Origin of the sequence: Antribacter gilvus (assembly GCF_003946865.1) — a bacterium.
In the GTDB taxonomy this organism is placed as follows: Bacteria; Actinomycetota; Actinomycetes; order Actinomycetales; family Cellulomonadaceae; genus Antribacter; species Antribacter gilvus.
The window spans coordinates 97,092-110,431 of sequence record NZ_QXTH01000001.1 but is presented as its reverse complement, the minus strand read 5'-3'; the positions used below and the strand labels follow the sequence as shown (position 1 = coordinate 110,431).

Below are 13,340 nucleotides of genomic sequence, written 5' to 3'. Positions count from 1 at the left end.
TCTGACAGCGCGCGAGCGGGCGGGTCAGCCCTTGACCGAGCCCGCCAGCAGGCCGCGGACAAAGTACCGCTGCAGCCCGAGGAACACGATCAGCGGGATCACCATCGAGATGAACGCGCCCGCCGACAGCACGTGCCAGTCACCGCCACGCGAGCCGGCCATCTCGGCCACGCGGACCGTGAGCGGGAACGTGTCGGGCCCGCCCATGACGAGGGCGACGAGCAGGTCGTTCCACACCCACAGGAACTGGAAGATCCCGAAGGCAGCGATGGCCGGCGTCAGCAGCGGCATCATCACCTGGAAGAAGATCTTCACGTGCCCGGCGCCGTCGACCCGGGCCGCCTCGACGAGCGAGGCGGGGATGTCCTTCATGAAGTTGTGCAGCAGGAAGATCGCCAGCGGCAGCGCGAAGGCCGAGTGGGACAACCAGATCGTCCAGAAGGACCCGTTGACGTCGGCGGCGACGAAGAGCGACAGCAGCGGGATCAGGGTGATCTGGATCGGGACGATCTGCAGCGCGAACACCGCCACGAAGAGGATGTCCCGGCCCTTGAAGTCGATCCACGCGAAGCCGTAGGCGGCGAGCAGCGCGAGCGTGATCGGGATGACCACGGCGGGCAGCGTGATGACGAACGAGTTCAGGAAGAAGCTGATCAGGTTGGTCGAGCTGCCGAACAGGGCGGCCTCGTAGTTGCGCATCGAGAACACGCCCTCGCCGGCGAACGCGTCGCCGAAGACGGTCCACCAGCCGCTGCGCCGGATGTCGAGCTCCGGACGGACCGACGTCACGAGCAGGCCGAACGTCGGGATCGTCCACAGGAGCGCGATGATGAGCGCGATCGCGCTCGCCCAGGGGTTGCTGAGCCGCGCCTTCGCCTTCCGCGCCCGCTCGTTGATGCCCGACGGCGTCCGCTTGGGCTCAGGCGGCGTGCTCACCAGGGCATCGACCGCCTCGGACTTGTCCCGCGCCGCTCCCGCGGCGCCCGCGACGGTGCTCATCGGACCTCCTCGGCCAGGCGCATCTGGCGCACGTTGTAGATGATGATCGGGATCACGATGACGAACAGGAGCACGGCCAGCGCGGCGCCGAAGCCCGCGTTGTTCTGCCGGAAGCTCTGCTCGTAGAACTCGTTCGCCACGATCGACGTGCCATACCGGCCGGCGGTCATGGTTCGGACGATGTCGAAGGATTTCAGTGTGGTCATGGCGATCGTGGTGAGAACCACCACGAGGGCCGGACGGATGCTCGGGATGGTGATCCGCCAGAACATCCCCAGCCCGCTGAGCCCGTCGAGGCGGGCCGCCTCGACGATGTCGTCCGGGATGGCCCGGATCGACGCCGACAGCAGCGTCATGGCGAAGCCGGTCTGGATCCAGATCAGCACGACCATCAGCAGGAAGTTGTTCAGCGGGCGCTGCAGCAGGAACTGGATCGGTTCGCCGCCCAGCCACACGAGGACCTGGTTGAGCAAGCCGGTCTGCTCGACAGCGCCCGTGTTGGGCTTGTACTCGTAGACGAACTTCCAGATGATCGACGCGCCCACCATCGAGATGGCCATCGGCAGGAACACGAGCGCCTTGGCGAACTTCTCGAAGCGGCTCTTGTCGACCACGACCGCGTAGACGAGGCCGAGGAACGTCGCCGCGGCGGGCGCGACCAGCACCCACAGCGCCGTCGTCCCGAGGACCAGGAGGAACTGCGGCTCCGTGAAGGCTCTGACGTAGTTGTCGAGCCCGAGGAACTCCGTGCCGTTCCTGTTGAACAGGGACTTTCGGATGGTGTCGAGCCCCGGGTAGAGCAGCCCGACCGTGAGCATCAGGAGGGCCGGCCCGACGAAACCTGCGGTGACCAGCCACTTCGGGGCGTTCGCCGGGCGGTCCACGATGAACAGGATCAGCCCCATCACCAGCACGAAGAGCGCCATGGCGATCAGCATGATCATTAGCTTGTGCCCAGGGTCGTCCCCGGCGTAGATGAACCAGTCCATGGATCCTCCGATCCTTGCCGAACCTGTCGCCGTCGACGGGCCCGATCCCAGCGTAGGACGACAGAGGCGCGGGACACAGGGTCCCGCGCCTCCGCGCGTCGGTCAGGACCGAGCCCGGCTCATCACGACGGCCAGGAGCCCTCGATCTGGTCGGTGACCTCCTGCGAGGAGAGGTCGGAGGCGAACCACTCCGTGATCCCTGCCCAGAAGGTGCCCGCGCCCACCTCGCTCGGCATCAGGTCGGACCCGTCGAACCGGGCCACCGTGGCGGGGTCACCGAGGATCTCGGCGGAGGCCTTGTCGAAGTCCGTGGCCAGGTTCTCCGGGTCGAGATCGTAGTTGGCGCTCACCCAGCCGCCGTTCGGCGTCGCGACGGCCTTGGCGTTGGCCCAGTCCGAGCTCGAGAGGTAGGTCTGGAACGCCTGGACCTCGGGACGGTCGTTGAACGCGCCGATGAACTCGCCGGCCACGAGGGTCGGCTTCTCGTCGGTGGTCTGCGCCGGCAGGTAGAACGCGAAGACGTCGCCGTCCTCGGCCACGTTCGTGCCCTCGGGCCACTGCGTCTGGTAGAAGTTCGCCGCGCGGTGCAGGTAGCAGTTGCCGTCGAGGATCGGGAAGCCCGCGTCCGTCCAGGGCGTCGTGGCGATCGAGTTGACCTCGCCCAGGCCGCCGTTCACGAAGTCCGGGTTCTTGAGGATCTCACCGGCCGCGTCGAACGCCTCGACGATCTGCGGGTCGTTGAAGGGGATCTCGTGGTTGACCCACTGGTCGTAGACGTCCGGGCCCGCCGTGCGGAGCACCACGTCCTCGATCCAGTCGGTGCCCGGCCAGCCGGTCGCGTCACCCGACTCGACACCTGCGCACCAGGGCTTGATCTCGCCACCGGTGTCGTCGACGATCTGCTGCGACAGAGCGAGCAGGTCGTCCCAGGTCTCGGGGATCTCGTAGCCGGCCTCTTCGAACATCGAGGGCGAGTACCAGACGAAGGACTTCACGTTGGAGCCCAGCGGCGCGGCGTAGAAGGTGCCGTCGACGGTGCCGTAGCCCTTCCACGACTCGTGCCAGCCCTCGTCCACGTTGGCCTCGACCGACTCGGGCGCCGGCACGAGGGCGTCGTACTGGGTGACCAGGGTGTTGAGCAGACCCGGCTGCGGCAGGATCGCGATGTCCGGCGGGTTGCCCGCCTGGACGCGGACGGGCAGCTGCGCCTCCATCTCGCGCGACGCCTCGTACTCGACGGTGACGCCGGTGCACTCCTCGAACGGCTCGTACGACTTCACCTGCGTCTCGGCTTCCGGCTCCACGATGGTGGTGTAGACCGTTACCGTCGTGCCGTCGATGTCGCCGAACTCTTCGAACGCGGCGCAGTCGATCTCGAAGGAACCGGCTTCGCCCTCTCCGCCACCGCCACCGTCGCCACCGTCACCGGTGTCCGCACAGGCGGTAAGGGTCAGCGCCAGGGCTGCGCCTGACGCGGCGAGCGTCAGGGCGCGTCGCCGTGTACGGATAGTCATGACGTACCTCCACTGCTTCGTGGTGCTCGGTTGACGTGCTCGTACGGCAAGGGACCCTGCCAGGCCCCTGCCCTTGAGGCAACCGCGTTTCGCAAGGACATGCAAGCGCTGACACACCACCTGAGCATGTCGAATACATTACGAAAGACCGCTCCCAAAACAGGGCCCCCCAGCAGTCGTAGGCTTGTCCCGCACACGCGCACGCGTGGTGCGCCAGTGCAGGAGAGGACGGACATGATCGAGCTGAGGACCCCGCGCGAGATCGAGGAGATGCGGCCCGCCGGGCGCTTCGTCGCCGAGGTGCTCACCGCCGTCAGGGCCGCTGCCGCCCCGGGAGTGAACCTCCTGGAGCTCGACGAGGTCGCGCACAAGCTGATCCGCGACCGCGGGGCCGAGTCGTGCTACATCGACTACCACCCGTCGTTCGGCGCCATGCCGTTCGGCAAGGTGATCTGCACCTCGGTCAACGACGCCGTGCTCCACGGCCTGCCCTACGACTACGCGCTCCAGGACGGCGACCTGCTCAGCATCGACTTCGCCGCGTCGGTGAACGGCTGGGTGTCGGACTCGGCACAGTCGTTCGTGGTGGGCAACCCGCTGCCCGGGCGCGCGGAGACCGACGCCCGGCTGATCCGGACCACCGAGGTGGCGCTCGACGCCGGGATCGCGGCAGCCGTCGCCGGGAACAAGATCGGCGACATCTCGGCCGCCATCGCCGAGGTCGCGCTCGCCGAGGGCTACGCCATCAACACCGACTTCGGTGGGCACGGCGTGGGCCGCACCATGCACGGTGACCCGCACGTGCCGAACAACGGCCGCAAGGGCCGTGGCTTCCCGCTGAAGCCGGGCCTGGTGATCGCCATCGAGCCGTGGTTCCTCGAGACCACGGACGAGATCTGGACCGACCCCGACGGCTGGACGCTCCGGTCGGCCGACGGCTCGCGCGGAGCGCACAGCGAGCACACCATCGCCATCACGGCGGACGGCCCGCTGGTCCTCACGGCCCGGGTCTGACCCGGGGCGCGGCCCCTTCGGGGAGGCCGACGCCCTACGGCGCGAGCGACCGGAGGACCGCCACCACGCCGTCGTCGTCGATCGAGCCGGTGACCTCGTCGGCCGACGCGCGAACGACCTCGTCGGCGTGGCCCATGGCCACGCCGCGGGCGGCCCACCGCAGCATCTCGACGTCGTTGCGCCCGTCGCCCACGGCGACGGTGCGCGACGGTTCGACGCCGAGCTCCGCACGGACCTTCTCCAGGGCCGTGGCCTTCGAGACCCCCTGCGGGGCGATGTCCATCCACGCGGACCAGCCCACCGCGTAGGTGACGTCCTCGAGGCCCATCCCGGCGGCGACCCGGTGGAAGTCGGCGCTCGTCTCCCCGGGGCTGCGCACGACGACACGGGTGACCTCGCGCGCCCACAGCTCGTCGAACGCGACGACCTGGTGCTCGCCGTTCAGCTCGCCCTCGGGGAACAGCTCGTTCATGCGGAACCCGAGGCCCACGTCCTCGACGGCGTACCGCGCGTGCGGCAGGTGCTCGCGCAGCAGCCGCAGCGCCGGCTCGGGGTCGAACGTGACGGTGTCCTCGACCACGTAGCCCTCGGGCACCTCGGGATCGAGACGCACGGTGACGGCGCCGTTGGACGCCACCATCCAGCCTGTCTCGATCCCGAGGTCCGCCGCGACGTACGTCATCGCCACGAGCGACCGGCCGGAAGCCAGCACCACGTGGTGCCCGGCGGCGCGAACGGCCGCCACGGCGTCACGCGCGGCGGGGGACAGCACGTCGTCGTACGTGACGAGCGTCCCGTCGATGTCGAGCGCGACCAGCATGGTGGACTGCGCGGAGCGCGCCCCGGGGACGGGAACCATCGGCGCTACTTGACCGGCTCGAGGACCTCGAGGCCACCCAGGTAGGGCCGCAGGCCCTCCGGGACGTAGACGGAGCCGTCCGCCTGCTGGTGGTTCTCGAGGATCGCGACGATCCACCGTGTCGTGCCCAGGGTGCCGTTCAGCGTGGCCACGTTGCGGGTGGTGCCCTCCTCCGTACGCTCCCGCACGCCGAGCCGGCGCGCCTGGAACGTGGTGCAGTTCGAGGTCGAGGTGAGCTCGAGGTAGCGGTCCTGGGTGGGCAGCCAGGCCTCGCAGTCGAACTTGCGGGCGGCGCTCGAGCCGAGGTCTCCGGCCGCCGTGTCGATCACGCGGTACGGCAGCTCCGCCTTCTGGAGCATCGCCTCCTCCCAGCCCAGCAGGCGCTGGTGCTCGGCCGCGGCGTCCTCCGGACGGCAGTAGCTGAACATCTCGACCTTGTGGAACTGGTGCACCCGGATGATGCCGCGGGTGTCCCGGCCAGCCGACCCCGCCTCACGGCGGTAGCAGGCGCTCCAGCCGGCGTACCGCATGGGCCCGCCGTCCAGGTCGAGGATCTCGTCGCTGTGGAAGCCGGCGAGCGCCACCTCGGAGGTGCCGACCAGGTAGAGGTCGTCCTTCTCGAGGCGGTAGACCTCGTCCGCGTGCTTGCCGAGGAACCCGGTGCCCTGCATGGTCTCCTGCTTGACCAGCGTGGGCGTGATGACGGGGGTGAAGCCCTCGGCGATCGCCAGGTCCATGGCGGCGTTGAGCAGCGCCAGCTCGAGGCGGGCGCCCACGCCCGTGAGGAAGTAGAACCGCGCGCCCGACACCTTGGCGCCGCGCTGCGTGTCGATCGCGGCCAGGCCCTCGCCCAGCTCCAGGTGGTCGCGGGGCGTGAAGCCCTCCGCGGCGAAGTCGCGGATCGTGCCCTCCTCGCGGAGGACGATGAAGTCCTCCTCGCCGCCGGGGGGCGCACCCTCGACCACGTTGGCGATGGAGTACAGGACCTCCTTGAGCTGCACGTCCGCCGTGTCGGCGTCGGCCTGCAGCGCCTTGACCTGCTCGGCGATCGCCTTGGTGCGTGCCAGGAGCGCCTGCTTCTCGTCGCCCTGGGCGCGGGCGACCTCCTTGCCCATCGACTTCTGCTCGGCGCGCAGCTGCTCGAACTCCGCGAAGGAGGAGCGCCGGCGCGCGTCGGCGTCGAGCGCCGCGTCCACGAGTGCGGGGTCGTCACCACGGGCCACCTGGCTCGCGCGGACGACGTCGGGGTTGTCGCGGAGGAGTCGGAGATCGATCACACCCGAAGCCTACCGAGTGGCTGCTGCGCGTCCGACCCGTTATCCACAATAGATTGCCTGTATGGAATGGCAGGTATGGCTCGGCATCGCCGCGATCGTCATCGCCACCGCGGCCCTCGTGGTCGCCTGTGTGGTCTGGTCCCAGCAAGCCTGGATGCGCAAGCGCCAGGCAGCAGGTCCCGTGCGCGTCACGCACGTCCAGACCGTACCGACGACCCCACGGCGGATCGCCGTCGTCGCGAACCCCTCGAAGGCGGGCGTGGACGAGCTGGAGGCCAAGGTCAAGGAGTTCTGCGCCGACAACGACCTCGAGGAGCCCCGGTGGTACGAGACGACCATCGAGGACCCCGGGGTCGGCCAGGCGCGGCAGGCCGTCGAGGACGGCGCCGACATCGTGCTCGCGGCCGGCGGTGACGGCACGGTCCGGGCGGTGGCCGAGGCCCTGGTGGGCACGCGCACGCCGATGGGCCTGGTGCCGATGGGCACGGGCAACCTCCTGGCTCGCAACCTCGACATCTCGGTCACCTCCCTCGACGACGCCCTGGACGTCCTGGTGACGGGCCGGACGCGCGCGATCGACGTGGGCTGGCTCCGCGTCGCCCAGTTCGCCGAGGGCGACGACGGCGACACCTCGGCGGAGCACCTCTTCCTGGTGATCGCGGGCCTCGGCTTCGACGCGGCGATGGTCGCCGACACCGACGCCGACCTGAAGAAGAGGGTGGGCTGGGTCGCGTACTTCGTGGCCGGGCTGTCGCACCTGCACGGCCGGCGGATGCGCGCGCGCATCTGGCTGGACGACGCCCCGCCCGCGGAGACGCGGCTCCGATCGCTCCTGGTGGGCAACTGCGGGCTGCTCCCGGGCGGCATCATCCTCCTCCCGGACGCCGTGGTGGACGACGGCGTGCTCGACGTCGCCGCCATCGACACCCGGGGCGGCATGGTGGGCTGGGCCCAGCTGTTCGGCGAGGTCGTGATGCAGAACTTCGGCGTGCGCAACGACCTCCCGGAGAAGCTCGGCCGCATCGACCACGCCAAGGCCCGGCGCGTCCGGGTGCGCGTCACGGGCAGCGAGCAGGCGCAGGTCGACGGCGAGCCCCTGGGCCGCGCCGTCGAGCTGGAGACGTGGGTCCAGCCCGCGTCGCTGCACGTCCGCACGCCGTGACCACCGGTTGTCCACAGGCGGCGCCCGCCAGGAGGGGGCCCGCACGTAGGCTGGCGGCGTGATGCCCCGTACCCGCCTCCTCGCCTCGGCCGTCGCCCTCCTCGCGGTCCTGGCCTCGGTGGTGGGCACCTTCGGCGGCGCCACTGCGGCGCGCGCCGACGGCGTCCAGATCACCACCACGGCCCTCGCCCCGGGCAGCGAGGAATCGCTCGTCGTGGTGGGCGTCGGCGGGCTGCGCTGGCCTGACGTCTCCCGGGGTTCGACGCCGACGCTGTGGCGGATGATCGGTGACGGCTCGGTGGCGTCGCTGAACGTCCGGACCGCCGCGCCCTTCACCTGCCCGCTCGACGCGTGGCTCACGCTCTCGGCCGGCCGGCGCGTGGCGTCCACGGCGTCCGCGGAGCCCGACCCGGTGGCGCCCGCCGAGCCCGAGCCCGGGGTGACCGAACCGCTCGGGGCGACCTTGCCGGCGTCGTGCACCTCGCTGCCGCGACCCGTCCTGGCGGAGGACCAGCCCGGGGTCGTGACCGGTGCCGTCGTCCCGGGGTGGGCCACGATCGTGCCGCAGCCCGACCCCACGGACCCGACGGCGATGAGCGCGGGGACGCCGGGCACGCTGGGCGAGCTCCTCGGCCGGAGCGGCGCGTGCACCACGGGCGTGGGTCCTGGGGCGGCCGCCGCCCTCGCCGGGAGCGACGGACGGCTCGCCCGGTACGTCGACTCCCTGGACCCTGTGCCCGACGCGGAGGTGGCGGGGCTGCTCACGGCCTGCCCCGTGGCGATGGTCGACGCCGGGGTGCTCCCCGACGGCCCTGGCCGTCATGACGCGCTGGACAGCCTCGACGCCACCCTGCGCCGCCTGACCAGGCTGCTGCCCGAGGGCACGCGCGTGGTCGTCGCGGGCATCGCGGGCTCGCCGCTGGCCCCCCAGGGTCTGCAGGTGGTCGTGGACTGGACGTCGGGAGAGTCGCAGGCCCGGTGGCTCTCGTCCGAGGGCACACGGACCGTCGGCGTCGTGCAGCTCGTCGACCTCACCGCCACCGCGGCCGAGAGCGCCGGGGTGCTCCCCGAGGAGGCCGTGCCGGACGACGGGCAGGGTTCCACCGGCGATCCGGGTGCACCGGACCCCGGCGGCGGCGCGGAGCCGGTCCTGACCATCGTGGGGCACCCCCTGGAGCACGGCGAGGAACGCCGCATGAACGTGGCGCGCACCGTGGAGAACCGGCAGTACGTCAACGTGCTCTCGCAGACGATCCCCGCGCTGCTGCCCGTGTTCCTCGCGGCGCTCGTGGTCCTGCTCGCGGGCGCGGTGACCACCGCCCTGTGGACCGGCCGGCGGCGGCTCCTCGTCGCCTCCTGCCTGCTCGCGTCGGCCGCACCCGTGGCGGCCTCGCTCGCGACCCTCTCCCGCTGGTGGGTGTGGCCCGCGCCCACGCTCGCGCTGACGGCGTCGGTCGCCGTGGGCGCCGTCGTCGCGGCCCTGGCGGCGTGGGTCCTGTCCCGGGCGCTCCCGGCGTCCCCGTGGCGGCTCGTGACAGCCGCGGCGGCCGTCACCTGGCTCGTCCTGACGGTCGACGGGCTCACGGGCACCACCTTGCAGCAGGGGTCGCTCCTCGGCCCGTCGCCGGCGCTCGGCGCCCGGTTCTACGGCTTCACCAACATGACGTTCGCGGTGTACGCGACCGCGGGCGTCGTGCTCGCGGCCGGGCTGGCCGCCTATGCGCTCCGCCGCGGCCGCCGGCTGGCGGTCGCGGCGGTGGTCGCGGTCGGCGTGGTGACGACCGTGGTCGACGGCGGCCCCCGGTTCGGTGCCGACCTCGGCGGCATCCTCGCCCTCGTGCCCGGGTTCACCGTGCTGGCCCTCCTGGTGGGCGGGGTACGGATCACGGCCCGGCGGCTCCTCGCCGTCGCCGCCGCCACCCTCGTGATCGTGGCCGCGGTGGCGGTCGCGGACTGGCTGGCTCCGGGGGCGTCGTCCCACCTGGGCGCGTTCGTCCAGCGGGTGCTCGACGGCGAGGCGCTCGGCGTGATCGCCGGGAAGGCAGCCGGTGCCTGGGCCACGGTCGCCCACCCCGCCGGCGTGGTGGCACTCCTGGCCGTGATCACGGCTGCGTGGGCGGTGCTCCACCCGACCCGGTTCCGGATCTCCGGGCTGGCCGACGCCTACGGCGCCCGGCCGGTGCTGCGGCACGCCGTGGTCGCGCTGGTGGTCGTCGCAGGGGCAGGGTCGGCCCTCAACGACTCGGGCGTCGCCATCGCCGGGGTCGTGCTGCTCGCGGGACTCGCCCTGATGAGCCTGCACGCGGCCGAGGCCCCGGCGGCCGGGCTCGCCGCGGCCGGGCTCGCCGCGGCGGGTCCCCCGGCGGCCGTACCCCGGGCCCGGGCACAGACGTGGCTGCTGCCCGCGACCACGACGGCCCTGGGTGGGGGCCTGCTCGTGGTGCTGCTGCTGGCGTCCGCGATGCTCCCCGGCGCGTCCGGCACCGGGCTCGCCGGCGAGGAGTCCCACGCGGTGGGCGCCGGCGCGGACGTGGTCGGGAACCCGAGCACGCCCCTGGTCGTCGTCGGTACCGCCGGTCTGCGCTGGGGCGACGTCCGGCCGTCGGCCGCCACCGGCACCTCGGCCGCGCCGGCACTGACCGGGCTGCTCACCGACGGGGCCGACGCGGCAGGCGTGGCGCTCCCCAACGGCGCCGCCAGCAGGTGCGCCGAGGGCGGATGGCTGACGCTCTCGGCGGGACGGCTCGCGGAGGTCTCCGACACCCCCACCGACGAGGGATGGGTATGCCCTCCGTTCGTCGTCGAGCCGGGTGCCGCCGGGTCCGGAGGGGAAGGCGCGACCGCCGCCACCGTCGCCGGCTGGGACCGCCTCACCGGCCTCCAGGCCGGTTCGGCCTATGCCGCCATCCTCGGGTCGCTGGGCGACGCACTGCGTGACACGGGGGCCTGCGCCACAGCGGTGGGCCCTGGCGCCGCGGTGGCCCTGGCCGCCTCGGACGGCACGGTCGACCGCTACCTCCCGCTCGACGACACCTTCCCCGTCCGCGACGAGGCGTTCGCCTGCCCTGTCACGGTGGTCGACGCCGGGAGCGCGATCCTCGACCCGGTGGACGCCGCCTCGGAGGACGCCGCCCGGATCCGGGCCGACGCGGTCGCCGCCGTGGACGCCGCCGTGCGCCGCGTGGTGGCCTCCGCGCCGACCGACGCGACGATCCTCGTGGTCGACACCGCGAGCGTGCCGGGTGCGCCGCTCGAGCTCGGGGTCGCGCTCATGCGCCCGTCGCCGAACCAGGGCGGCCAGCCCGGGTACCTCGCGAGCACCGCCACGCGCACGGCAGGCGTCGTGCGGATCCAGGACGTGCCGGTCACCCTCCTGACGGCGGCGGGGACCGGTGCGGACGGCTTCGACGACACCCCGATCGTGCGCGCCGAGGTCCGGCCCGCGGTCGCGGCCACGGTCGCGGACGAGCTCGCCGATCTCACGTCGCGCGACCACCTGCGGCGGGCCGCGTACGTCTGGCTCGTCGACGTGCCGTTCTACGCCGGGATCGTGCTCGCCGCGGCCTGCCTCGTCGTCGGCGTGAGGGCCACCCGCTCGGGCCGGGCCGTGGGACCACGCCGCCGCCGGGCGGCCGAGACCGCCGCCCTGCTCCTGGCCGCCCTCCCGGTGGGCGGCTTCCTGGCGTCCCTCGCCGACTGGTGGCGGTTCCCCGCGGCAGGCTGGGTGCTAGTCCTGTCCACAGTGGTGCTGACGGCCTGCGTGGCCGGGCTCGCGGCGCTCGCCCCCCGCCACCCCCCGTGGGTCGCCCCCGGCGTGGTCGCCGCGATCACGTTCCTGGTCCTGACGGTGGACGCCCTCATCGGCACCCCGCTCAACCGTGCGGCGCCGCTGGGCTCCGCCCCGACCTACGGGGCGCGGTTCTACGGGTTCGGCAACCCGACGTTCTCGGTCTACGCCGTGGCGGCCGTCGTGTTCGCCGCGGCGCTGGCCCAGTCCCTGGTGGTGCGGGGGCGGCGGGTGGCTGCTGCCCTGGCGGTCACGATCATCGCGGTCGTCGCGATGGCCGTCGACGTGTGGCCCACGCTCGGGGCCGACCTGGGCGGCGGGCTCGTGCTCGTCCCGGCCTTCGTGGTGGTGGGGCTCGCGGCCTCGGGGCTACGGCTCACGTTCGCCCGGTTCGCGGGCGTCGCGCTCGCCGGCGTGGCGCTCGTGGGCGCGGTGGGCGTCCTCGACTGGCTCCAGCCGACGGAACAGCGCTCGCACCTGGGCCGGTTCGTGGGCCAGGTGATCGACGGCGAGGCGTGGGCCACGCTCGCCCGCAAGGCCGGATACGCCCTGAGGTCCGTGCTGGGCGGCGTCCCGGTCTGGATCACCGTGCTGATCCTGGTGGCTGTGGCGGTCGCCCTCTTCGCTCCCGCGTCGGTGCGGAAGCGCGTGACCCCGCACTGGTTCCTGCGGACGGAGCAGGAGTGGCCGCTGCTGCGGCCGGCCGTCCTGGCGGTGTGGACGCTCGCGGCGCTCGGCTCCGTCGTCAACGACTTCGGCGTGCGGATCGCGATGATCGCCCTGATCCCGGCGGTCCCCCTGATCCTGCTGACGGTGCTGCGGACCACGCCGCCCCTCCCGCCGGGCGCGGCCGTGCCGCCCGACCCGGGGGAGCCCGGCACCCGGGCGCCCGAGGGCATCAGCTCCGGACGACCTGCTGACCTGCCTGCCGCACACCGGTGACGGCAGCCCGCGCGCGGCGGGCGCCGACGGCGAACATGACGTCGCGGTACTGGGCGGCACGGTGCATCTGGCCCTGGAGGTCGTTCGCCGACGCCCGGTGCCGGAGGTCGCACGGCACCTCGACGGCGACATAGCCCCGGCGGAGCAGGTCGATGGTCATGCCGGTCTCGACGCCCCAGCCGCGGGCGAGCGGCGTCGCCGCCTCGAACGCCTCACGGGTCAGGCAGCGCATCCCGGAGAGCGGCTGGGTGGGGCTCCACCCCGTCATGGACTCGATCGCACGCCGGGCGGCGCCGACGACGATCCCTCGCCCGCCTGCGCCCGGCTGCTTGGGCAGGAGTGCGATCGCGACGTCGGCCACGCCCTCGCGCACCGGACGGACCAGCGGCGCGGTGTTCACGGCGGTGTCGCCCAGGTCACCGTCGATGAAGAGCAACAGCCTCGGCGGGCGCCCCTCGGCGTCGCGCATCGCCACCACCGCGGCGCCCGTCTCCATCGCGGCAGCCTTCCCGCGGTTGTGCGAGTGCCGCACCACGACCGCCCCGGCGCCCCGCGCCACGTCCTGGGTGTTGTCCTCCGACCCGTCGTCGACGACGAGCACGAGGTCGACATGCGGGATCGCCCGAGCCGAGCGCACCGTCGCAGCGATGCGCTCAGCCTCGTCCTTGGCGGGGATGATCACGGCAACCCGCTGGACGTTCCTGCCTGCTTGGGCGTTACCTGGACGCGCGGTCTTGGCGACCGGGAGAGCGTTCACACCTGTCCTGCCTGGTGGGTCGATGGGTGGTGATCGTCGG

9 protein-coding genes are annotated in these 13,340 nt (G+C 72.6%); 3 read left to right on the top strand and 6 right to left on the bottom strand.

What is annotated here, in order from left to right:
* Positions 1-24: 24 nt before the first annotated feature.
* The 3 genes from D1350_RS00450 to D1350_RS00440 form a co-directional block, all read right to left on the bottom strand.
* A complete protein-coding gene (locus D1350_RS00450) occupies positions 25-999 on the bottom strand; it encodes a carbohydrate ABC transporter permease (protein WP_125772805.1) in 975 nt (324 codons plus the stop codon).
* Positions 996-1,988: a carbohydrate ABC transporter permease gene (locus tag D1350_RS00445; protein WP_125772803.1), complete on the bottom strand. Its 993-nt coding sequence runs from the start codon at positions 1,986-1,988 to the stop codon at positions 996-998. The genes D1350_RS00450 and D1350_RS00445 overlap by 4 nt, the downstream gene beginning before the upstream one ends.
* Positions 1,989-2,110: 122 nt before the next feature.
* On the bottom strand, positions 2,111-3,502 hold the full coding sequence (locus D1350_RS00440; protein ID WP_125772801.1) for an ABC transporter substrate-binding protein: 1,392 nt from the start codon (positions 3,500-3,502) through the stop codon (positions 2,111-2,113).
* Between the two features lie 234 nt (positions 3,503-3,736).
* On the opposite strand from D1350_RS00440, the gene map reads away from it, so the two are divergent.
* The gene (gene map / locus D1350_RS00435) at positions 3,737-4,516 is read left to right on the top strand and encodes a type I methionyl aminopeptidase (protein WP_125772799.1); all 780 of its coding nucleotides are present in this window, start codon (positions 3,737-3,739) and stop codon (positions 4,514-4,516) included.
* A 34-nt stretch (positions 4,517-4,550) separates the two neighbouring features.
* On the opposite strand, the gene D1350_RS00430 is transcribed toward map, so the two are convergent.
* Positions 4,551-5,375 (bottom strand): HAD family hydrolase, encoded by an 825-nt coding sequence (locus D1350_RS00430; RefSeq protein WP_125772797.1) that lies wholly within the window; start codon positions 5,373-5,375, stop codon positions 4,551-4,553.
* Positions 5,376-5,380: 5 nt separating this feature from the next.
* A complete protein-coding gene (gene serS, locus D1350_RS00425) occupies positions 5,381-6,652 on the bottom strand; it encodes a serine--tRNA ligase (protein ID WP_125772795.1) in 1,272 nt (423 codons plus the stop codon).
* A gap of 61 nt (positions 6,653-6,713) precedes the next feature.
* On the opposite strand from serS, the gene D1350_RS00420 reads away from it, so the two are divergent.
* Together D1350_RS00420 and D1350_RS00415 are read left to right on the top strand one after the other, a co-directional pair.
* On the top strand, positions 6,714-7,814 hold the full coding sequence (locus D1350_RS00420) for a diacylglycerol/lipid kinase family protein (protein WP_125772793.1): 1,101 nt from the start codon (positions 6,714-6,716) through the stop codon (positions 7,812-7,814).
* Positions 7,815-7,872: 58 nt separating this feature from the next.
* On the top strand, positions 7,873-12,543 hold the full coding sequence (locus D1350_RS00415) for a hypothetical protein (protein ID WP_125772791.1): 4,671 nt from the start codon (positions 7,873-7,875) through the stop codon (positions 12,541-12,543).
* On the opposite strand, the gene D1350_RS00410 is transcribed toward D1350_RS00415, so the two are convergent.
* Positions 12,500-13,300 (bottom strand): glycosyltransferase family 2 protein, encoded by an 801-nt coding sequence (locus D1350_RS00410; RefSeq protein WP_420807786.1) that lies wholly within the window; start codon positions 13,298-13,300, stop codon positions 12,500-12,502. The genes D1350_RS00415 and D1350_RS00410 overlap by 44 nt on opposite strands.
* Positions 13,301-13,340: the final 40 nt, after the last annotated feature.